This is a genomic window from Citrobacter sp. KTE30 (assembly GCF_000398825.1).
Classification (GTDB): domain Bacteria; phylum Pseudomonadota; class Gammaproteobacteria; order Enterobacterales; family Enterobacteriaceae; genus Citrobacter; species Citrobacter freundii.
In genome coordinates this window covers 326,885-348,347 of the sequence record NZ_KB976055.1, presented here as the reverse complement: position 1 = coordinate 348,347, position 21,463 = coordinate 326,885, and the positions used below count along the sequence as shown (strand labels likewise).

General features: G+C 47.7%; 18 protein-coding genes. 8 read left to right on the top strand and 10 right to left on the bottom strand.

Features of this window, described 5'->3' with window-relative positions; genetic code table 11:
* Nucleotides 1-60 precede the first annotated feature (60 nt).
* Nucleotides 61-1,245, bottom strand: a complete 1,185-nt coding sequence (uxuA, locus tag WC1_RS21015; RefSeq protein WP_016149493.1) for a mannonate dehydratase — start codon at nucleotides 1,243-1,245, stop codon at nucleotides 61-63.
* 259 nt (nucleotides 1,246-1,504) lie between these two features.
* Here uxuA and gntP point away from each other — a divergent pair, with 259 nt between their 5' ends.
* Entirely contained in the window at nucleotides 1,505-2,848 is a 1,344-nt protein-coding gene (gene gntP, locus WC1_RS21020; RefSeq protein ID WP_003033260.1) for a gluconate permease GntP, read from the top strand.
* Nucleotides 2,849-2,897: 49 nt separating this feature from the next.
* Here gntP and WC1_RS21025 read toward each other — a convergent pair whose 3' ends face one another.
* Genes WC1_RS21025 through WC1_RS21035 form a run of 3 tightly spaced genes read right to left on the bottom strand, consistent with a single transcriptional unit; the run spans nucleotide 2,898 to nucleotide 5,743 of the window.
* Nucleotides 2,898-3,593, bottom strand: coding sequence for a LutC/YkgG family protein (locus tag WC1_RS21025; protein WP_003837166.1), 696 nt, complete (start codon nucleotides 3,591-3,593; stop codon nucleotides 2,898-2,900).
* Nucleotides 3,586-5,013, bottom strand: a complete 1,428-nt coding sequence (locus WC1_RS21030) for a LutB/LldF family L-lactate oxidation iron-sulfur protein (protein ID WP_016149492.1) — start codon at nucleotides 5,011-5,013, stop codon at nucleotides 3,586-3,588. The genes WC1_RS21025 and WC1_RS21030 overlap by 8 nt, the downstream gene beginning before the upstream one ends.
* A 10-nt stretch (nucleotides 5,014-5,023) precedes the next feature.
* Nucleotides 5,024-5,743: a (Fe-S)-binding protein gene (locus WC1_RS21035; protein ID WP_003845579.1), complete on the bottom strand. Its 720-nt coding sequence runs from the start codon at nucleotides 5,741-5,743 to the stop codon at nucleotides 5,024-5,026.
* Nucleotides 5,744-6,324: 581 nt separating this feature from the next.
* Here WC1_RS21035 and WC1_RS21040 point away from each other — a divergent pair.
* The gene (locus WC1_RS21040; protein ID WP_003837161.1) at nucleotides 6,325-7,878 is read left to right on the top strand and encodes an L-lactate permease; all 1,554 of its coding nucleotides are present in this window, start codon (nucleotides 6,325-6,327) and stop codon (nucleotides 7,876-7,878) included.
* A 494-nt stretch (nucleotides 7,879-8,372) separates the two neighbouring features.
* On the opposite strand, the gene pdxY is transcribed toward WC1_RS21040, so the two are convergent.
* From pdxY to WC1_RS21055, 3 genes are all read right to left on the bottom strand, one after another.
* Entirely contained in the window at nucleotides 8,373-9,230 is an 858-nt protein-coding gene (gene pdxY / locus WC1_RS21045; RefSeq protein ID WP_016149491.1) for a pyridoxal kinase PdxY, read from the bottom strand.
* Between the two features lie 11 nt (nucleotides 9,231-9,241).
* Nucleotides 9,242-10,507, bottom strand: coding sequence for an aromatic amino acid transporter (locus WC1_RS21050; protein WP_003837156.1), 1,266 nt, complete (start codon nucleotides 10,505-10,507; stop codon nucleotides 9,242-9,244).
* Between the two features lie 190 nt (nucleotides 10,508-10,697).
* Entirely contained in the window at nucleotides 10,698-12,068 is a 1,371-nt protein-coding gene (locus WC1_RS21055; protein WP_003837154.1) for a tyrosine phenol-lyase, read from the bottom strand.
* Nucleotides 12,069-12,846: 778 nt separating this feature from the next.
* Between WC1_RS21055 and symE the strand changes: the two genes are divergently transcribed.
* Complete coding sequence (symE, locus tag WC1_RS21060; RefSeq protein ID WP_016149490.1) at nucleotides 12,847-13,209, top strand: endoribonuclease SymE; 363 nt, start codon at nucleotides 12,847-12,849, stop codon at nucleotides 13,207-13,209.
* Between the two features lie 107 nt (nucleotides 13,210-13,316).
* Here symE and WC1_RS23210 read toward each other — a convergent pair whose 3' ends face one another.
* Nucleotides 13,317-13,550: a hypothetical protein gene (locus WC1_RS23210; protein ID WP_071599110.1), complete on the bottom strand. Its 234-nt coding sequence runs from the start codon at nucleotides 13,548-13,550 to the stop codon at nucleotides 13,317-13,319.
* 54 nt (nucleotides 13,551-13,604) lie between these two features.
* Entirely contained in the window at nucleotides 13,605-13,931 is a 327-nt protein-coding gene (locus WC1_RS21065) for a helix-turn-helix domain-containing protein (RefSeq protein WP_016149489.1), read from the bottom strand.
* A gap of 196 nt (nucleotides 13,932-14,127) precedes the next feature.
* Between WC1_RS21065 and WC1_RS21070 the strand changes: the two genes are divergently transcribed.
* The 5 genes from WC1_RS21070 to dndE all read left to right on the top strand — a co-directional run bounded on the left by WC1_RS21070 (nucleotide 14,128) and on the right by dndE (nucleotide 19,592).
* On the top strand, nucleotides 14,128-14,388 hold the full coding sequence (locus WC1_RS21070) for a helix-turn-helix domain-containing protein (protein WP_016149488.1): 261 nt from the start codon (nucleotides 14,128-14,130) through the stop codon (nucleotides 14,386-14,388).
* Nucleotides 14,389-14,532: 144 nt separating this feature from the next.
* Nucleotides 14,533-15,618: a DNA sulfur modification protein DndB gene (gene dndB, locus WC1_RS21075; protein WP_016149487.1), complete on the top strand. Its 1,086-nt coding sequence runs from the start codon at nucleotides 14,533-14,535 to the stop codon at nucleotides 15,616-15,618.
* Entirely contained in the window at nucleotides 15,615-17,249 is a 1,635-nt protein-coding gene (gene dndC / locus WC1_RS21080; RefSeq protein ID WP_016149486.1) for a DNA phosphorothioation system sulfurtransferase DndC, read from the top strand. The genes dndB and dndC overlap by 4 nt, the downstream gene beginning before the upstream one ends.
* Complete coding sequence (gene dndD / locus WC1_RS21085; RefSeq protein ID WP_016149485.1) at nucleotides 17,239-19,239, top strand: DNA sulfur modification protein DndD; 2,001 nt, start codon at nucleotides 17,239-17,241, stop codon at nucleotides 19,237-19,239. Before dndC ends, dndD begins: the two co-directional genes overlap by 11 nt.
* The gene (gene dndE, locus WC1_RS21090) at nucleotides 19,239-19,592 is read left to right on the top strand and encodes a DNA sulfur modification protein DndE (protein ID WP_016149484.1); all 354 of its coding nucleotides are present in this window, start codon (nucleotides 19,239-19,241) and stop codon (nucleotides 19,590-19,592) included. Before dndD ends, dndE begins: the two co-directional genes overlap by 1 nt.
* A 47-nt stretch (nucleotides 19,593-19,639) precedes the next feature.
* Here the strand turns inward: dndE and WC1_RS21095 are convergent, their stop codons facing one another.
* Nucleotides 19,640-21,403 (bottom strand): DUF262 domain-containing protein, encoded by a 1,764-nt coding sequence (locus tag WC1_RS21095; protein ID WP_016149483.1) that lies wholly within the window; start codon nucleotides 21,401-21,403, stop codon nucleotides 19,640-19,642.
* Nucleotides 21,404-21,463 lie beyond the last annotated feature (60 nt).

Here is a 21,463-nt window from a genome sequence, read left to right as displayed (position 1 = left end):
TTGAAAGGCCAACGGATGAGAAAAGAAAAAGCCGGCCAGACAGGTGGCCGGCAACTCGCTTTAGCGGCTAAAGAAAGCGCGCTGGATAGCCATCTCAACGCCGCGCACTTCCGCCAGCCCTTTCAGGCGACCAATCGCGGAGTAGCCTGGGTTGGTTTTCTTTTTCAGATCGTCCAGCATCTGGTGGCCATGGTCCGGACGCATCGGGATCAGATCCTCTTTACCCTCGGCTTTACGGCGTTGTTCTTCTTCAACGATCGCTTTCACCACCTCGTACATGTCGACATCGCCATTAAAATGCGCCGCCTCATGGAAGGTTTTCGGGTTATCTTCACGCAGCGTGGAGCGCAGATGGGTGAAGTAAATGCGTGGGCCAAACTGTTTGATCATGTCGACCAGATCGTTGTCCGCCCGCACGCCATAGGAGCCGGTGCACATGGTGAAACCGTTCGCCATGCTGTTGACCGTATCGACCATCCACTGCATGTCTTCCACCGTGGAAACAATGCGCGGCAGGCCAAGGATCGGGCGCGGCGGATCGTCCGGGTGTACCGCCATGCGTACGCCAGCTTCTTCCGCCACCGGAATAATCGCCTTCAGGAAGACGGCAAAATTCTCACGCAGCGCGGCTTTGTCGATATCTTTATAGCGCGCCAGATGCTGGCGAAACTGGTCAAGCGTGTAGCCCTCTTCCGCACCCGGCAGACCGGCGATGATGTTGCGGGTCAGACGCGCTTTGTCTTCATCGCTCATGTTGGCGAAGCGTTCATTTGCCTGAGCAATCTCTTCGGCGGTGTAGTCCGCTTCCGCGCCCGGACGCTGGAGGATATGCAGCTCAAAGGCGGCAAACTCAATCTGGTCAAAACGCAGCGCTTTGGAGCCGTCCGGCAGAACGTATTCCAGGTCGGTACGGGTCCAGTCGAGAACCGGCATGAAGTTGTAGCACACGGTACGAATACCGCACTGAGCCAGGTTACGCAGGCTTTGCTGGTAGTTGGCGATCCACTGCAGATAGTTGCCGGAACGGGTTTTAATGTCTTCGTGGATCGGCACGCTTTCGACGACCGACCAGACCAGGCCCGCCTGCTCAATAATGGCTTTGCGTTTTAGGATCTCATCAACCGTCCACACTTCCCCGTTCGGGATATGGTGCAAGGCGGTGACAACGCCTGTGGCACCCGCCTGACGTACATCCGCTAAGGTGACCGGATCGTTAGGACCATACCAGCGCCATGTCTGTTCCATGTTTTATTCCTCGTTACGTTATGGACTCGACGATATGGCACATAAATTCCTCCTTTTGGTATGACATGTCAACCTGAAGCTTAAAATTGGTTAACCAAATCACGATTTATTCTATTGAGATCGCCATTTTACGGCCCTGTTGCTCAGTAATAATGTAAACATGTAACGCAATGTGACATTCATCGCATCAATGGTTAACCAATATATGTAACATCTCAACCAAAATCATAATAGTTCAACCAATAAAGGTAGACGTTATATGCACGTTCTCAATATTCTGTGGGTCGTATTCGGCATCGGTCTGATGCTGGTGCTCAATCTAAGATTCAAAATAAACTCGATGGTCGCCCTGCTGCTGGCGGCGCTCTCGGTCGGTATGCTGGCGGGTATGGATTTAATGGAGCTGCTGCACACCATGAAATCCGGCTTTGGCAGCACGCTGGGTGAACTGGCGATTATCGTGGTATTCGGGGCGGTCATCGGTAAGCTGATGGTTGATTCCGGGGCGGCGCATCAGATTGCCCATACGCTGCTGGCGCGCCTCGGCCTGCGCTATGTGCAGCTGTCGGTAATCATTATTGGTCTGATCTTCGGCCTGGCGATGTTCTATGAAGTGGCATTTATTATGCTGGCGCCGCTGGTGATCGTCATTGCAGCAGAAGCGAAGATCCCGTTCCTCAAGCTGGCGATTCCTGCCGTTGCCGCCGCCACCACCGCCCACTCGCTGTTCCCACCACAGCCGGGTCCGGTGGCGCTGGTTAACGCCTACGGTGCGGACATGGGCATGGTTTACATCTACGGTATTCTGGTGACCATTCCGAGCGTGATCTGCGCCGGGCTTATCCTGCCGAAATTCCTCGGCAACCTCGATCGCCCAACGCCGTCATTCATGAAGGCCGACGTACCGGTTGACCAGAATAACCTGCCATCCTTCGGTGTTTCTATCCTGGTGCCGCTGATCCCGGCAATCATCATGATCTCCACCACCATCGCCAACATCTGGCTGGTGAAAGGGACGCAGGCGTGGGAAGTGGTCAACTTCTTAGGCTCTTCACCGATTGCAATGTTTATCGCTATGGTTGTCGCCTTCGTGCTGTTTGGTACCGCGCGTGGTCACGACATGCAATGGGTGATGAATGCCTTTGAAAACGCGGTGAAAAGCATCGCCATGGTGATCCTGATCATCGGCGCGGGCGGTGTACTGAAGCAGACCATTATTGATACCGGCATTGGCGATACCATCGGTATGCTGATGTCGCACGGCAATATTTCTCCGTACATCATGGCGTGGTTGATAACCGTGCTGATTCGTCTGGCAACGGGTCAGGGCGTAGTCTCAGCCATGACGGCTGCAGGGATTATTAGCGCCGCCATTCTCGACCCGGCAACCGGTCAACTGGTAGGCGTCGATCCGGCGTTACTGGTACTGGCAACGGCGGCGGGCTCCAACACCCTGACCCATATCAACGATGCCTCGTTCTGGCTGTTCAAAGGCTACTTTGACCTGTCGGTGAAGGATACGCTGAAAACCTGGGGTCTGCTGGAGCTGGTGAACTCCGTGGTTGGCCTGATTATCGTATTGATCATCAGCATGATTGCATAACGTCGATACCGCTCTGGCCCGCAGCGCCAGAGCGGTTATCCATACTGCCTCAACAATCCTCAATAATCAGATACACCGCCTTCACCGGGCCATGCACCCCAACCACCTTGATAAGCTCAATATCCGCCGTCGAGCTGGGCCCACTAATGATGTTAATGCACGATGGCATACGCTCACCGGCCTGCGCCTTCTGATGCAGTTTTTCTGCCAGTTGCGCCACGCGCGGCAGGATAGTGCTTTTACGCAGCACGAAAATTGAGGATTCCGGCAACAGGCTCAGGGAACGCCCGCGCTCCGGCGCGGAAAACAGCACCACGCCGCCGGACTCGGTCAGGCCATACTCGGCATACACCACGCCCACTTTCGCCTTTTCGGCCTGGGTAATATTTTCGCTGCCACGCGCCGGATCCCAGACCACGGCGTTGCATTCCTGTTGCAAGCGTTCGGTAATGCCCAGCGCCGCCAGCCGGCTGTCGCCGCTCAGCACCACCGGCTGCTGGCCCAATTCTTCGCACAGACGGAGCGCCGCATCTGCGGCCTGGTCTTCGCGAGTCAGCTCACAGCGAGCCAGCATCACTTCACTGGCAAACTGGACAAATGCATCGCAGCGCTGCTGCGGGCTAAGTTCGGTCAGGCGCTCGTTAGCATAGTTGTTAACCGGTGCGACATCCGCTTGCGGTTCGAAGCGCAGCGGGCGACCCAGCGCCTGGGCGATGGTATTTAAAAACGCGGTACGGTTATCCATTCTTTTTCTCCTGCGCCTGATGTTTCTTAAACCAGCTACGGAAGCTCTCGCCGTCGGCATCAGGCAGATCGCGCGCCTCCATCCAGTCACCAATCGCGCCAACCTTGAGCGGCGTTTTGCCGCCATTGATAAACCAGCTCGCCGCATGTGCGCCCGCCATCATCCCGACTTTCCACAGCCCCGGATGGCTATTGGCGTAGGCGAACATTTTGATCGCCCGTCGCTCGGCTTTCGGCGTAATGCCCTCCTCGGCCATCACCCGGCGATGACGCAGGATCAGTTTTGACAGCGGAATCTTAACCGGACAAACGCTGTCACAGGCCGTGCATAATGAACAGGCGTATGGCAGATCTTTAAAATCTTTATAGCCGCCGAGCAGCGGAGAGATCACAGCGCCGATAGGGCCGGGATAGATAGAACCATAGCCGTGTCCGCCAATGTGGCGGTACGCCGGGCAGGTGTTCATACAAGCCCCGCAGCGGATGCAGCGCAGCACATCGCGAAACTCTGAGCCCAGCACCTGCGAGCGGCCGTTATCGACAATCACCAGATGGAACTCTTCCGGGCCGTCGACGTTATCCGCCTCGCGTGGGCCGGTCAGCCAGGTGTTGTAGCCCGTCAGGCGTGCGCCCACGGCGCTGCGCGCCAGCATGGTGATCAACACATCCACCTCGGCAAAGGTCGGCGCGATACGCTCCATGCCCATCACCGCAATGTGCGTTTTCGGCAGCGTGGTACACATGCGCGCGTTACCTTCGTTGGTCACCAGGCAAACAGAGCCGGTTTCCGCCACGGCAAAGTTACAGCCGGTAATACCGATTTCGGCACTGAGGAAATCCTCGCGGATCTTCTGGCGAATGAACAAGGTCATGGCTTCCGGGGTTTCCGGGCCGTCATACCCCAGACGCTCATGCAGCACGCGGCGGATCTGATAGCGATCTTTATGAATAGCCGGGACCACAACGTGCGAAGGCGGATCCTGATCCAACTGCAGGATATATTCGCCGAGATCGGTTTCGATCACCTGAATTCCGGCATCCTGCAGCACATGGTTGACACCGATCTCTTCGGTCACCATCGACTTGGACTTCACCACCTTCTTCGCATTTTTACTCTGCGCAACCTGCAGAATATAGCGGGTGGCGTCTTCTTTGGTTTTGGCGAAATAGACGTGGCCGCCGTTTTCCGTCACTTTCTCGGAAAGTTGATACAGGTAAGCATCGAGGTTGCTCAGAACGTGGTCGCGGATCTGGCTGGCACGATCGCGCCAGTCTTCCCAGTGGCCTAGCTCATCAACCATTTTCTGCCGATTCGCACCAATACGCTCCTGCGCGTTGGCCACGGCTTTGCGCATGATCGGATCTTCGATCTGCTGACGAATGCGCAGTTTAAATTCTACATCGCTGGTTTTTATCGACATCTCTTTCCCCTCAGCGGCTCATCAGCACTTCAGCAATATGCATCACTTTGACCGGCTGGCCTTCGCGTTGCAGTCGGCCGCCAATATTCAGCAGGCAGCTGACGTCAGCGCCGATCAAAAACTCCGGCTTCGCATCCATCAGATGTAAAACTTTCTCTTTCACCATCTCGCCGGAGATCTCGGCCATCTTGACCGAGAACGTCCCGCCAAAGCCGCAGCAGGTGTCCTGATCGGCAAACGTCAACAACTCCAGTCCGCGCACGTTTTTCAGCAGCGTGAGCGGCTCTTCCTTCACCCCCAGTTTGCGGGTCAGGCTACAGGAAGGGTGATACACAGCGCGGCCCTGTAGGCTGGCACCCACGTCCACCACGCCCAGTTTGTTGACGATAAAAGAGGTGAGATCCTGCATACGTCCGGCAACCTTCTCGGCGCGCAGCGCCCATTCAGGCTCATCCGCCAGATACGTCGGGTAGCTTTTTACCGCGTAGGTGCAGGAGCCTGCCGGGGAGATAATCGGATCGTCGTTGTCTTCCAGGGCGGCGATCAGGTTTTTCATCCCGGGGATCGCCTCTTTGATGTAACCGCTGTTGATGGCTGGCTGACCGCAACACCCTTGCTTCTCGGGGAAATTAACGCGACAACCCAGTTTTTCCAGCAGCAATACGGAGTCTCGTGCCATCCGTGATTTCAGTGCGTCACCAATACAGGTAACAAAGAAATTTACATTCACAATAACTACTCCATTGCTTCATTTCTGTTTATTGCGCTTGATATCGCGATATCAAACAAATGTTCATTCGTATTCCATGCCCAGTTTTTCTGTTTGCTGGTTTTACCAATACCTGGGTTCATGGTGATGCTCTGATCGTTTTCCTTTGATGACGACTCTCCTCTTCTTATATCAGGACAATCGCAAATGTCTGTATTTTCATTTGTATGACAAAACCAAATAATCCCCTAATCGACTCGCACATGCAATACCCTGGTTTATTTATTTCGGCCTCGCTCACATTTTTACATTGGAAACCACAGCGTTATTAACACCTTAGAAAACAGTTTCAAGTGATTACCACTGTTGTCACTACCATTATTAAAAAGTTTATTAAATAACTACTTATAGGTATTCAATCGGCACTTAAGTATATTTACCCGGCATTGGATTTTAATTAAAAGATTACAATAGTTACAAAACTACAAATCATAATTACTTTATTCACTGAAGCGATTCAGTTTGCATACTTTATTAGAACAGCAATGTAGCCTCCCCACCATAAATATAAGTCAGGTTTAATGAACCAATTGGGAATAGCAATGAACGAATATTTTATGTTTGCCCTGGCACTCTCTCCGTTACTACTGATGGTATTTTTAATATTGAAATTGAAAATGCCCATCCATTATTCAGTACTGATCTCTTTGGTATTCACCGCTGCACTATCGGCAATATTCTGGGAAATGCCCGTACAAAATCTAAAAGCCGCGATAGGCTATGGCGCGCTGAAGGGATTATGGCCGATTGTGATTGTGATCCTCGGCGCTATCTTCAGTTATAACGTCATGCAGGCGACCAAAGCGCTGGATATTCTGCGCGATATTCTCGCCAGTATTAGCGAAGATAAGCGTATTCAGGTGCTGCTGATTTCATGGTGCTTTGGTGGATTTCTTGAAGCCGCGGCGGGTTATGGTACAGCGGTCGCCATTCCGATCGGCATTCTTATCGCACTGGGTTTCAATCCACTGAAGGCGGCGATTGCCTCTCTGGTGGCAAATACCGTTCCCACTGCATTCGGCGCGGTCGGGATCCCGGTTTCTATTCTGGCGGAACAGGTTAACCTGCCGGTTTATACCTTAGGCGGAACAATTATTCTGCAGCTCGCGCTGTTTAATATCCTGCTGCCGTTTGTGATTGTCTGCATTATTGGCGGCGGCCTGAAAGCCATTCGCGGCGTATTTCTGATCACGTTGATTTGCGGTATTACCACGCTGGTTCCGCAGTATTTTGTCGCTATTCATCTCGGTGCTGAATTACCCGCCTTTGCCGGTAGCCTGGTCAGCCTCTTTGCCGTGGCGATGGTTAGCCGCCTGCGCAAAGGGAAAACCGATCCCGAGTGGCGAATTGAAGTCAGCCATACCCGCGAAACCACGCCGCGCTCGGCAAAAGTGTTGTTCCGAGTTGGCTCTATTTATCTGTTTATTTTTGTGTTTATCCTGATGTGTTCGCCGCTGTTCCCGACGATAAAAGGCGCAGCCTCACAACTGGCCTCGGTGCTACATTTCACGTTGGCTGACGGCAAAACGATGGCGTTGAAAGTTGAATGGGTGACCACGCCAGGGATGCTGATCATCTTTGCGACCATTATCGGTGGTTTTATTCAGGGAGCGTCCGCACGCGGGATGCTGGAAGTATTTATCAAAACGATTTTCCAGCTTAAAAACTCTATCGTTGCAATTATGGCGATCGTCGCGCTGGCCACGGTGATGGATCTCAGCGGGATTATCTCCACGCTGGCGCAGTCGATTGTCGATCTGACCGGCAGCTCGTACGTCTTCCTCGCCCCGGTGATTGGCGCGCTGGGCACGTTCGTTACCGGCAGCGATACCAACTCGAACATTTTGTTCGGAAAACTGCAAACCATTGCCGCCAGCAAACTGCATATCGATCCCAACTGGCTGGCAGCGGCCAATACCTCTGGCGCAACGGGCGGGAAAATGATTTCGCCGCAAAGCATCGCCATCGCGGTATCCGCCACAAAAATGGACGGTCAGGCCAACCAGATCATGTCTGGCACCATGAAATACTGCTGCGCCTATATCGTGATCCTCGGCTTAAAGGTTGGCCTCTTTTATTACTGGTTTATGGCGTAAGCCATTGTCAACCCCGTCAAATTTGCGGCAACCGTATTTGACGACGCGGTGACCAAAAAGGTTTACACCTCCCCGGGAACGGAACGAGGCGACAGACTTTACGATTTGTCGGCGCTGACTAAAATAGCGCCGATGTTTCAAATCGAGGATTGTTGTTATGTTGTTCTGGAAAAAGATGGTGAAGAAGTTCGACGCCTTTTCCGCGTTGATTCCACCACGCTACTTCCGCGTGTAATACTGGGCACTTATGCCTGATGGCGCTTCGCTTATCAGGCCTACGTTTCGCATTCATTTGTAGGCCTGCGTTTCACGCTCATTTGTAGGCCGGATAAGGCGCTAGCCGCATCCGGCAGCAGCGTAAAATGTTCACCCCTTTCTCTTACGCAGTCCGCACGCTCTTAACATCACAACCCAAATACGAAGCCATGCAAAACGGTAGACCAGCGGATGCTGAAACCTCAGCAATGTCAGAAACACAGAGCCCCCTTGCGGCGTCAGATCACTGTTGCCTGATAGCGAACCTGTGGGTCCATAATCTGGTGGCGCGCGTCTATCAGCCGCAGTTCATACGAATCATGCTCTTTCGTCAGCCGCATTACCGCGTCAACAACACTGGTGGTCCGCTCCAGCGCCAGCTTGTCCTCATAACCATTGAGTAGTGAGGCCAGCATCACGCTGCAAATCAGATCCCCAACGCCCACCGGCATTTTGGTAAAGGTATACAGCGGCCGGGCAATGTGTAACGTCTGTTCCGGCGTCACCAGCAGCATTTCAAACGCCTGTTTGTTCCGCGAACAGTCGCCGAGATGCTTCACCAGCACCTTCTTTACGCCCCACGACACCAGCTGCCGCGCCGCTTCCACCACCTCGTCAAAACTACGCAGTTGTCTGCCCGTCAGCACGCCCAGCTCATAGAGATTTGGTCCCATCATGTCGGCCAGTTGAATGGCGTCATCGACAAAAAATGACTCCACGCCCTGCGCGACAATGCAGCCTTTTTGCGGGTCGCCCATTACCGGATCGCAAAAATAGAGCGCCTGCGGATTACTCTGACGAATGGTGGTGACCGCGTGCTTCACCTCTTCACAATGGCGTTTATCTCCAAGATACCCAGACAATACGGCATCGCATTGCGCCAGCTTTTGCAGGTCATCCAACCCGCTGATGATCGCGCTCAGCTCGCCGTGCGGCATCGCCATGCCCTGCCACATCCCATATTGGGTGTGGTTGGAAAACTGTACGGTGTAAAACGGCCAGACATCGATCCCCGAGAGCTGCATCGGCAACACAGCGGCTTTATTTCCGGCATAGCCATAAACGACCGACGACTGAACAGACAACACGTTTTTCATTTTGACTCCGTCTAACGAAACGTTGGCAGCAGACCAAATACGTCCAGAACAACCGTCAGATAGACAACCGCTCCGCAGACAATCACCAGGTTAAGCACGGTGTTATTACAGGGCGCGGTATAGCTGGCGGTTGGGAAACGTTTCCGCGCGGCTTTCACCAGGAACGGCGGCAGGATCACGCTCCAGATGGTAAAGGCCAGACCGGCGTAACCAATCGCGTGCACAAAACCGTTCGGGAAGAAGAAGCACACGGCGGCTGGCGGGAAGTAGGTCACCAGCGCGGTTTTCAGGCGGCCCATGCCGTCGTCCGGGAAGTGAAACAGGTCGGCGATGTAATCGAACAGGCCAAGCGTCGCCGCCAGCAGGGAACTGGCTACCGCGAAGTTGCCGAAAAAGGTGAGGATCAGATCCATATACCGGCTGGTGAACAGCCCGCTGATGGCCTCGACAAACACATCGATATTGCCGCCTTTGGCGATAATCGGCGGGAATGAGGAACGGCTGATGTTACCCATCGTCACGCCCAGCCAGAAAATATACAGCAGCAGAGCAAACAGCGTACCGATGATAATCGAACGCGTAATATTCGAGACTCCGCTTGTGCCATACAGTTTGACCAGGCTCGGCACGTTACCGTGAAAACCAAACGAGATAATACAGAACGGCAGCGTCATCAGGATGTACGGCAGATACTGCGAATTGGGCAACGCCACCGCCACGCTGTCGATGAGTTTTGCCACTTCGATATGGCCAATCAGCCCGGAGAACGTGGCAAAGAACGCCACAAACTTACCGATAATCAGCACGGTAGTGATGCGTCCGACCAGTAAGGAACTATACCAGGCAATCGCGCCGACCAGCATACTGACGATCACCACCGAGATATTCGCCGGAAAGCGCACGCCGCTGTATTTGAACACGGTTTGCGCCATCACCGCCGACGAACCGGAGATATAGGCATAGGTCAGAATATACAGCACAAAGCCGAAAGCGATACCAACCACGATATTCCACTTCCGGCCTAATAAATCCTGAGTAAAGGTATTAAAACTGGCACCGGCGCCATAATGCAGGTTAACTTCGACCAGCATCAGACCGGTTAATAACATCATGATGGCGATAAACAGAAGAATAACAGAGGCACCGGGGAACCATACGCCGGCCATCGCAATCGGCAGGGAGAACATCCCACCACCCACTACGGTCGCGATAACCAACATGGTTCCGCTAATCAGTCCGGGGGTACTACTCTGTCGCTCAATGGCATTAATATCCATGATAAATGTTCCTGTAGACTATTCGTTATAATTACAGCTGTCATTTGTACATCATGCGGATAATAAAAATGTCGGAGTCAGGGTTTACTTTTTTTTAGTTATGTCACGGTAACGGGCACCGCAAAGGTTTCCTGTTCATGGAAAAGGAATACAAAAAAGCCCCATCACGTGATGGGGCCATAACTATTTTTTAGATGTAATCAAAGCGTGCAGTAAAGAAACGCAACTGCTTCGGCTCGTAAATAAACTTCAGCCCGCGAATATCTTCTTTGTGCTGGTAAAGTTTAATAATACCGTCAGCCACAACATCCATATGTGCGTAGGTATAAACACGACGTGGAATAGTCAGACGCACGGTTTCCAGTTTCGGTCTGTGGTGTTCACCGGTCACGTTATTACGGCCCGCAGAGATAATTCCGCGCTCCATACTGCGCACGCCGGTTTCCACATAGATGCTGGCAGCCAGACTTTGTGCCGGGAACTCATCTTGCGTCAGATGCTCGCAGAAGCGACGCGCATCGAGGAATACCGCGTGACCGCCTACCGGTTCAACAATCGGTACGCCAGCGGCTTTCAGTTTGTCGCCCAGATAGCGAACCTGCTTCACGCGGTGCTCAATATATTCGTACTGCATGGCTTCGCGCAGGCCAATCGCCATGGCTTCCATATCACGTCCTGCCAGGCCGCCATAAGATGGCATCCCTTCGTAGACCACGACTAACTCTTTGGCAGAAGAGAACATTTCGTCATCGTTCATGCACAGGAAGCCGCCGATGTTCACCAGACAGTCTTTTTTACCGCTCATAGTACAACCGTCGGCGTAGCTGAACATCTCATGCACGATCTCGGCGATGCTCTTGTTCTCAAAGCCCTGCTCTTGCTCTTTGATAAAGTAGGCGTTTTCTACGCAGCGGGTAGCGTCGTAGAACACTTTAATGCCATGCGCTTCTGTCAGTTCACGCACCGCACGCATGTTAGCCATCGAGACCGGTTGGCCGCCCGCGAGGTTAACCGTCACCGCCAGGCAGATATACGCAATATTCTCTGCGCCTTTTTCATCAATCAGCTTTTGTAATTTTTTAAGATCGATATCACCTTTAAACGCAATATTCAGACCGGCATCGTGCGCTTCGTCACGAACGATATCGACAAACACCGCACCATTTTTTTCCTGGTGATAACGGGTGGTAGTGAAATACATATTCCCGGCAACATATTGCCCAGGTTTAATAGCCAGCTGCGATAACAGGTTTTCTGCGCCACGCCCCTGGTGAGTCGGAACAATATGTTTAAAGCCAAACAGTTCCTGCACGGTTCTTTCCAGATGATAGAAGTTTTCGCTGCCCGCGTACGCTTCATCACCCATCATCATTCCGGCCCACTGCTTGTCGCTCATTGCGTTAGTGCCACTGTCTGTCAGCAGGTCAATATAAATATCTTTCGAATTTAACAGGAAAGTATTGTAACCCGCTTCCTGCATTTTCTTGAGGCGTTCATCACGCGGGATCATAGATACAGTTTCAACGCTTTTAATACGGAAGGGTTCTGCCGGATAATTCATTTTGTTTCTCCAGTAACAGTGGTCATGTACGTATTAATGTGAAGTAAATCATACCTGGTTCATCAACAAATCCTGATGAAATATAACTATTCGCCTCCTGATTCAGGGGGAGAAATAATGTGGAGGCACTATGCAAGATTTGATTGATTATGGAAATAGCCCGGTCAACATTAATCACTGGCAATAATTTAAAAAGCTGTAAATGTGAGTGATGCAAATCACACGTCATTTTTTTACCCGTTAATATTCAACAAGTTTTTTTTTGCTTTTCGATTTGCCATTCGTCGTAGTGTGTCTGCGGAGAGTGGAAATACTGAAAACATAACTTTCCAGGCTGGGCGCATAATGTATTGGTGAATGAGTACACCTCATTTTGTGAGAGTCGGATCACTTCACAGAGTGATATTTGTGATTCACATCACTAAAAGTGTAAAGCAAAGTGTACAAAACGGTGTTGTTTCAGAGTTTGCTATTTGCTTCAGTGAGTCAGATCGCATTTTTGGCCAGATGCCGACAGGCGTTGTTTTCTGGAACGTGGGGATATTCAGGCGTGTGAAAGGTAATGAATAAATACGATGAATAATACCGAATCTATTGTGATGAGTGGGTTTTCTATTTATTCCGAAAGCGTGCAATTCGCGCTTATTTCATCTTATTTACATCTGGACTTCCCCCAGGATACTGGCGTAATTTACAGGGGTTTTATTAGCGCGATGCGAAGGTGCGCCAACACCTGCACATCGCTAATCACAGTAACTATTTCACGAGAATAGCCATCATGACTGATACGCATTGTATTGCAGTTTCATTTGATCCAGAAGTCCACGCCGCAGATAACCGTCGCCTGAAGGTAGGTTATGCGAGCCGTTATCCTGATTACAGCCGTATTCCGGTGAAGTACGTTCGGTTTCCGTCCATTGTGATGAAGGGCCAGTGGCTGAAAGCCGCCGGATTCGACACCGGCACCGACGTTGATGTGCGGGTAATGCAAGGCTGCATCGTGCTTACCGCCCGCGCTGCCGAACCCGAAGAGTCAGAACTGATGAAATCCCTGCGCGCCTTGGAAAAGCTCTCCGCGCGTAAGCAAAAGCAGGTGCTGGAGTTTATCGGGGTAATTGCGGGGAAAGCGTCGAAGGGGTGAGTGTGTGATTGTGATTGTCATTGAGGCGCCTGCGGGGCGCCTTTATTGGGAGTGACGATTAATCCCGAGAAAGCACAGTATTATCCAAATGGGTATCTACTCTGTATTTAGTTTTTCTTATCAATTGATTGAATCATACCAAACTTTATCAATGATATTTCAATCTCTGTAATCCAGTGTTCAGGGCACGGCTTAACACGCTGATTAGGATTTCTACGATTATGGGCCTGTCGTTTAGTAAGTCCATGCATATCCTTTACATGAGCAATCCAACAAGGATGATGTATTGTTTTTCCAGTTCTTTCTCGAATATCAGCAGTAATCTCTTTATACGTTGCCATTTAAATAAATTCCCCCAAAAAAACTAAAGCACTGTCGCAACAATGCTTCCACAATCATTCAATAGAAGTGGAAAGAAGAAGATTAAGCGCGCCTTTCCTCCTCACAGCATCAGCGCTATACCAATTTCTTATCATTGAGGCCAAATCATCATCATCGGCATAAAAATAGGCTAAAGGTAACTCCAACACATCAGCAAGTTGTTGAACTATTTCAATATTTGCCTGATGAACCCCTTTCTCATACCGATTGATACGTGGACTTGCGACAAATTCATCGATCCCGGCAAGAATACCAAGCTGTTTTTGTGACAAACCCTTAGCAAGCCGTGCTTCTTTAAGACGCTTACTGAAGGTTCGATTGTGCATTGTAGAATCATTCATAACTACGATAATCGTAGCTATTGAGTTTTTCAGATACTACGAAATACGTAGCATAAGATTACGTTATCTTTTACATACCAATTTCAGCAAAGTTAGATCCTCTTTCCAAAACTACGAAAAACGTAATTTTACCCCTCGAAAAATACTACGAATTACGTAGCATACGTAATGTTACTTAAACAGAGATGAAAGTGAAATGAACACAAATTGGCACAAGGCCGACATCATTGCGGCATTGCATAAAAAAGGAATGTCACTGGCAGCACTGTCCAGAGAGGCAGGATTGAGTTCGTCCACACTGGGCAATGCTCTGGAGAGACCATGGCCTAAAGGTGAAATCATCATTGCTAAGGCAATTGGCATCCCACCAAAGGTTATCTGGCCAGAAAGATACTACAAGGGAGGAGAGTTTATAAATCGTGGTGATTTGATACGTAAGTTCCGTACCCAGATGTAGTTACGTAAAAAAAGACGTAATACAACTAAAAAATGTTCAGACACTTTGTCAGATTATGCTTTAAGAAGAGAAAGCATTTATAAATAGAATGCTTTTACGTAAAATAACACGTAAGAGCTCTAACCGAACAACAGGGAATCCGCCATGGCGAACTTCGACGCTGATTACTGCTATTCTTTCCCCGCTGTACGCGGAGTACAAGCAGGCAGGCCATTTTACATTGCAACCTGCCCTATGCGCATCATACCCAAAATTTTTAGCTTTGATGAAACCGATGTTCCACCAGAGCTGCGTGCTCAACGCATCCTGAACAAATCCAGAATACCTGAGATGGTCAGATATCTACTTGAGAATCCGAAAGATTATGTCTTCTCTGCATTGACAGCGTCTATTGCTGTTGACGTTCAGTTTGATGAGTACGAAAACTCAAATAACCTAGGAACGCTTCGAGTTCCGATGGATGCCCAGATCCTCATTAATGATGGTCAACATCGCCGTAAAGCGATTGAAGATGCTTTAGCCGAGCGTCCAGAACTCGGCCAGGACAACATCCCTGTGCTGTTTTTTGTCGATGAAGGGTTAAGACGTAGTCAGCAGATGTTTGCTGACTTAAATAAATACGCGATTCGCCCTAGCCCATCGCTTTCAGCTCTTTACGATCACCGTGATGTAAGTTCAAATCTGGCACGATATCTGGCAATGACGATAGAGCCGTTTATCGGCCTTACTGAGCTTGAAAAGTCCAGCATCAGTATGCTTTCCAATAAGTTATTTACACTGAGTAGCATTAAACAGGCAACTCGAGCGCTTTTAGGTAAAGACCCGAAAGTAGGGAGCATTGAAGACAACACGGCTATTGCCACACAATATTGGCAAGCTATTTACAAAGTAATGCCTGATTGGCAGCTTGCCGCACGGAAAGAAGTTTCCCCCGCTCAGCTACGCCAGGACTATGTGCATGCGCACGGTATCGGCCTGCAAGCGCTGGGGTTGTTGGGGCGCTCACTTATCATTGAAGAGCCAGAACAATGGCAACAGATAATATTGAAACTTAAATCGTTCGACTGGCGTAAAAGTAATCCCGAAATGGTTAAACGTGCAATGCAACATGGCAAGCTGAGTAAGACGGGAACCGCTATTCAGCTCACCTGTAATGCACTTAAACTTGCACTGTCGATTCCCCTCACTCCTGAAGAACAGGAGCTTGAAGCTCAAATGGTTGTCTCATGAGTAAATTAACTCAGGCCTACGATCTGGCCGACTATGAAGAATTCATCAATCAAGAACAGTTTGCTGGACATCCGCTGGCGGAATATGTCGCAGAGGTACAACGAGTATACTGTGCAGATAAACGTCCATGGGTCATTGGCTATAGCGGTGGTAAAGACTCTTCAGCAGTGATCACTCTGGTTTACCTGGCTTTGCTGGGTCTTCCGCCAGAAATGCGTACCAAAGATATATTTGTGGTGTCATCCGATACACTGGTAGAAACCCCCGTTGTTGTCGATTTAATCAAAAAGACAATGCAGTTAATTGAGGCCGGTGCAAAACGTGATGGGCTACCAATCACTCAACACGCCGTTATGCCAAAAACTCATGAAACCTTCTGGGTGAACTTACTGGGTAAAGGCTATCCAGCTCCCACCCGTAGTTTCCGCTGGTGTACAGAACGCATGAAGATCAACCCGGTCAGCGACTTTATTAAAGATAAAGTCAGCCAGTTTGAAGAGGTGATTGTGGTTCTGGGCTCGCGCAGCAGTGAAAGCGCTTCCCGTGCACAGGTAATCGCAAAGCACAAAATTGATGGTTCACGCCTGGCCCGACACACCACACTGCCTAATGCCTTTATTTACACACCTATAGACACATGGGATGTCGAAGATGTGTGGAAACTTCTGCGTGGCGCATTCCGTTATGCTCCGGAAGATATCGATGAGTGGGAAAATCCATGGGGTGGAAATAACCGCCCACTTTGGACACTCTATATGGATTCCTCAGCACAAGGCGAGTGCCCATTGGTCATCGATGACAGTACTCCTTCGTGCGGTAATTCCCGCTTTGGCTGCTGGACTTGTACTGTCGTGACTAAAGATAAAGCTATGGAAAGCCTTATTCAGAATGGTGAGGAATGGATGTCCCCACTACTGAAATATCGCGATCTGCTGGCTTTCACAACTGACCCGGCAAATAAAGATACTTTCCGTAACTACAAGCGTCGGACAGGCAAAGTAAGTTACCAATATGCTAAAGACGGCGAAGAAATCAGTGCCGAACGTAAGCACGTTCCAGGCCCATACTGGTTAAAATACAGACAACAATGGTTAAAGAAATTACTGGAAATTGAGCGTGATATGAATGCTCAAGGTCATAAAATTACGCTGATTACACAACCAGAGCTACATGCAATCCGTCAGGAATGGTTGAAAGATCCCAACGAACCGGATTGGTATGACTCATTACCGGGTATTTACCGCGAGGTATATCAAAAGGATCTGGATTGGGTCATTGACGATCAATCTCGCTTTGATGCCAGTGATGCAGATTTGCTTGTACAGATTGCCCAGGGATTTGACGTTGAACCTGAGATGGTTATGAAGTTAATCGAACTGGAAGTCTCGATGGAAGGCCTGAGCAGACGTCAGGGAGTATTTGATAAGCTTGGTACAATTCTCAAACAAGACTGGGGAAGCCTAGAAGAAATTAAACAGCAACAAGAAACATTGCAGAAACGCAACGAGCGAGATATTCATCAAGAGGAAGTCGCCAAGCTGGAAGCGGAGCTTCAGGTTTTACAGCGCAGAATTATAGATGCGAGTGAATCATACTTGCTGACCAGTAAGGAAAACGAACATGCTAATTAAACAACTGGTACTGCGTAACTTTCGTGTTTTCAATGGGACACATATCATCGATTTAGCGCCCAGAAAACGCCCTAATGATGACAACCCGCGCCCTATCGTACTGTTCGGTGGGTTAAATGGTGCGGGTAAAACATCCATTCTCTCTGCCATTCGTTTAGCACTATATGGTCGGCTGGCATTCGGCTTATCAACACAAAACCAGGACTATATTAATGAGCTCAGCTCATTAATTCATAATGGAATAAATTCCAGTGAGCAACCAAGTGAGGCTGCAATAGAGTTGACCTTTACCTATAACAAAGGTGGCCAGGAAGCAGAGTTCACGGTAGCCCGAACCTGGAGGAAAGGAAAAAAAGACCAACTGTCGCTTTTACAAGATGGCATTCCTTTGGAAGAACTGGATTATGATCAATGCCAGGGTTTTCTCAATGAACTCATCCCTCATGGTATTGCTGATTTATTCTTCTTTGATGGCGAGAAAATTGCCGAACTTGCAGAGGACGAGTCAGGTAATATTTTGAAAACCGCAGTTCGCCGTCTGTTAGGGCTAGATCTAATTGCCAAGTTACGTAATGACTTAATGATTTTTATTAAGCGTCAGCAATCTAGCCAACTTGCAGCTACACAGCAACAGCAGCTTGCTGCACTGGAAAAGCAAATAAAAGAGTACGCATTCCAGACTGAACAACTGCTTGAGAAGGCGGATTTTTCAAAGATACGAATCGATCTGTTGTCCAAAGAGATTATTCGCTATGAAGGCCTACTCAATGCTCAAGGTGGAGCGTTTGCTCAAACCAAAGCTCAGGAAAAGCAAAAAGTCGAAACGCTGTTGAAAGAAAAAGATCGTCTTGAAAAAGCGTTACGTCATGAATGTGATGGTTCATTACCTTATGCATTGGCTCCAAAAACGTTAACACGTTTGCTTGAGCAGATCTCAATTGAAACACAAATCAAGCAAGCCAGGAACTTTGAAAATGAACTTGGTCAATTCCTAACCCAGCTTAAAAACGATATAGCGTTCCGTTCTAGCACTTCTGGGAAAATAGCGGCTGAAGCAATTGAGGATAATTTAAAAGGTTATCTTGCAACCAAACCAAAGGGTGAACTGCTTTTCGACATATCAGAACGTGAAGCAGGCATGCTTCAACAAGCTATCGAGCAAGACAGTAAAAAAGCCTGGCAGCGTTTTGATCTTTATCGTAATCAATTAGTTGAAATTGAAGAACAGCTGGAGCAGGCTGCAGCCAATATTGCTCGAGCACCAGAGGATGATCAGCTTCTTGATATATTTGAGAAAATTCGTGAGCTTGATAAACAACGTGAACTGAAGAAGCAAGAATATCGCGCTTTACTTGAAGATGCGAAGCGGACCAAACAGCAACAGTTAGATTGCGTGCGTCAGGTGCAAAAAGCACATGATACTGCTCGTAATCAGCACAGTTTTAACAGCGCATTTAATAATGCTCAAGAAACGATTAACTTACTCGATCGCTACAGTGAAGTTTTAACTCAAGCACGTGTAAAAACACTATCGACGAATTTCGAAGTAGCTTATCGAAAACTGGCTCGTAAAGAAGATTTACAGCTCAATGCGCATATTAATCCAGAAACATTTGATGTCGAACTCATTGATGAAAAAGGTAATGTGATAAATCGCAAGCTGCTTTCAGCAGGAGAGAAACAAATTTATGCTATTGCAATTCTAGAAGCATTAGCCAAAACCTCTGGCCGTGATTTACCAGTGATTATTGACACACCATTGGGACGATTAGACTCCCAGCACAGAGATAAGTTAATTAATCACTATTTTCCATTTGCCAGCCATCAGGTTGTACTACTGTCAACTGATACTGAAGTAGACGAACGATACTTTGTGGACCAGTTGCGTGATGACATCTCTCATGCCTATGAGATTGTGTTTAATGCGCATACCAAATCATCAGCATTGAAGCCAGGATATTTCTGGCAACTAACTAAGGAGGCAATTTAATGCTCCCGAATCGAATGCAGCTTACTCGCCAGACTGAAGAACAGCTCAAAAGGCTAAAAGGATTTACAGGAGTTACTCCAAACGTAGCTGCTCGTATTGCATTTTTCCGGTCTGTAGAAAGTGAGTTTCGTTTTTTACCAGAGAAAGATAACAGGAAGTTAGACGGCCAGCTTGTGCTTGATAAAATAACCTGGCTGGGTGAAACCATGCATACAACAGAACTCGTGCTGAAGATGCTTTATCCCCAACTCGATCAAAAAGATTTAATCAAAGCATGGGCCGCACATGTTGAAGATGGAATTGCGGCATTAAGGAACTATAGAAATTTAAAAGACTTCGTAACTGTTTTATAAAAAAATAAATAGCCCTCTGCCGAGGGCTATTTATTTAATAAGTTATATTAATAATAAGAAAGTGGCCATATAAATGGTGCTTTTCTTGCAATATCTTTGCCTCTTTGCTCTATGATTTCAACATTCCAGTAGTTTCCATTTTCAGATAGCTCAAATATATTTTTTGTTTCAGGAAATATGGAATCTTCATAATGCTTACATTTGTCTGAAAAAATCTTGTTTTTTATGCTTTGGTTAATTTGCTTATGAAGCAATGTTAAATTCCCTATATTATATACATAATCTTTTGCAAATGTTCCCTTAGGCAAAATAAAGCACTCATCTTTCTCCCATAGAATAGTAGATTGAGGAAGAACATGCTCTAAATGAACTTCATTATAATTAGGTATACTTTGCATTTTATTATCATATAAATAGCATTTTGAGAGTATATATTTTGCAATTTGATTATCTTGCGCTTTAAACTGTCTCATTGCGACTATAAAAGCATCATCACCTATTTTCTCATGCTGGCTGAAAAATGGCTGTATCGCTTCTTCATTACTATATCCAGCAATCAACCGGCGAATGACCTCGTCAAATACTTTCTTCGCTCCGCCAACCGAATAATCGCAAATTGTGATCCATCTAAAGAGAAAGGATAAACTCAGCCTTGCCATTACATCCATAAAGTCAGATCTGAATCGATATGTATACATTAGTAATGGCAAGCATGTTGTATATTTTAGCGTGTTTATTTCACCACAAAATGAAAGGTACTTTTCCTTTCCAGAATAATTTGCACATGTTGGAAAATATAATTCAGAAGAAGCATAACTGGAAAAATCAGCAGCAGTTTCCTTGAGATCTTTTGAAAAAGAAACTATATCTTCTGATAAATCAATATGTGCCCCAATATGTTTATAAAGTTCTTTCTTCGTAATATTAGATCCTTGGATTGCCTCCCAATAAACACGCAAAAAGTCAACGGGGGAAAGCCTGCTCGATTCAATTGATGAAATCATTGACTCCCAATTATTTAGTAGCAGCTCACTTTGCTCCTCATTCCCATTGGCTTTCATTAATATTTTATTCTTTAGAAGATCAGCGACACTGAGATCCATTCCTTTTGAGTTCAATGACTCAAATAACAGAAAAGCATCATAATCAGTCTCAACTTCAATTGTTATAAATTTCAATTTTTTAACAACGTGTACTAACGTAGTATAAATATCTTTAAGAGCATTCTCGCCAGTAAACTCATCAATAATTTTTTTTATGAAGGTTTTTTTAGTCTTTAGAAGGCGATTATCATTCTTATTGATCTTATAAGCAGCATCATCTACAGAAAAAGAGTCTTTTTTCTCATTCCTAATAATATAGTCAAAAAGCTCATTATCTTTTTTATTCAAGCGCAAATAATAATTATCCGGTTCACTTGGTTCCCTTAGCCTTGCTCTCGCGATCTTAGCAATTTTATTAGACAGGTCCATTGATGCAGGGTTTCTCTCAACTTGCCTGAGAATATCAGGGTTTGAAGAAAAAGACTCTCCCAAACTAGCAAGAACATAGAATAACATCGAAAAGGTAGCTAAACGCTGCTGACCATCGACTATATCAAAAGTATCGGTTTCTTTCTGATGCTTTTTTAAGACTATTGTCCCCATAAAGTATTCAGATTGCTGCTCATGAGATATAACAATATCCGTCCATAATGTTTCCACCTCATTTACTGACCAAGAATAATCTCTCTGATAGTCAGGAACAATATATTTAGTTTCTAATCCTGTTAAGATCTTCTCTAGACTTTTACTTTCCGGAATAATATTCATTTCATTAAGCCACTATTAATTAAATTTGTATTATGGACTCAATCTAAAGTTAAAAATTGA

Coding starts and splice junctions, on each gene's coding strand:
- dndB (WP_016149487.1), top strand. CDS start 14,533: ATGGCGAACTTCGACGCTGATTACTGCTATTCTTTCCCCGCTGTACGC.
- gntP (WP_003033260.1), top strand. CDS start 1,505: ATGCACGTTCTCAATATTCTGTGGGTCGTATTCGGCATCGGTCTGATG.
- dndE (WP_016149484.1), top strand. CDS start 19,239: ATGCTCCCGAATCGAATGCAGCTTACTCGCCAGACTGAAGAACAGCTC.
- pdxY (WP_016149491.1), bottom strand. CDS start 9,230: ATGAAAAACGTGTTGTCTGTTCAGTCGTCGGTCGTTTATGGCTATGCC.
- uxuA (WP_016149493.1), bottom strand. CDS start 1,245: ATGGAACAGACATGGCGCTGGTATGGTCCTAACGATCCGGTCACCTTA.
- dndC (WP_016149486.1), top strand. CDS start 15,615: ATGAGTAAATTAACTCAGGCCTACGATCTGGCCGACTATGAAGAATTC.
- WC1_RS21065 (WP_016149489.1), bottom strand. CDS start 13,931: ATGAATGATTCTACAATGCACAATCGAACCTTCAGTAAGCGTCTTAAA.
- WC1_RS21050 (WP_003837156.1), bottom strand. CDS start 10,507: ATGGATATTAATGCCATTGAGCGACAGAGTAGTACCCCCGGACTGATT.
- WC1_RS21040 (WP_003837161.1), top strand. CDS start 6,325: ATGAACGAATATTTTATGTTTGCCCTGGCACTCTCTCCGTTACTACTG.
- WC1_RS21095 (WP_016149483.1), bottom strand. CDS start 21,403: ATGAATATTATTCCGGAAAGTAAAAGTCTAGAGAAGATCTTAACAGGA.
- symE (WP_016149490.1), top strand. CDS start 12,847: ATGACTGATACGCATTGTATTGCAGTTTCATTTGATCCAGAAGTCCAC.
- WC1_RS21055 (WP_003837154.1), bottom strand. CDS start 12,068: ATGAATTATCCGGCAGAACCCTTCCGTATTAAAAGCGTTGAAACTGTA.
- WC1_RS23210 (WP_071599110.1), bottom strand. CDS start 13,550: ATGGCAACGTATAAAGAGATTACTGCTGATATTCGAGAAAGAACTGGA.
- WC1_RS21070 (WP_016149488.1), top strand. CDS start 14,128: ATGAACACAAATTGGCACAAGGCCGACATCATTGCGGCATTGCATAAA.
- WC1_RS21030 (WP_016149492.1), bottom strand. CDS start 5,013: ATGTCGATAAAAACCAGCGATGTAGAATTTAAACTGCGCATTCGTCAG.
- WC1_RS21025 (WP_003837166.1), bottom strand. CDS start 3,593: ATGGATAACCGTACCGCGTTTTTAAATACCATCGCCCAGGCGCTGGGT.
- dndD (WP_016149485.1), top strand. CDS start 17,239: ATGCTAATTAAACAACTGGTACTGCGTAACTTTCGTGTTTTCAATGGG.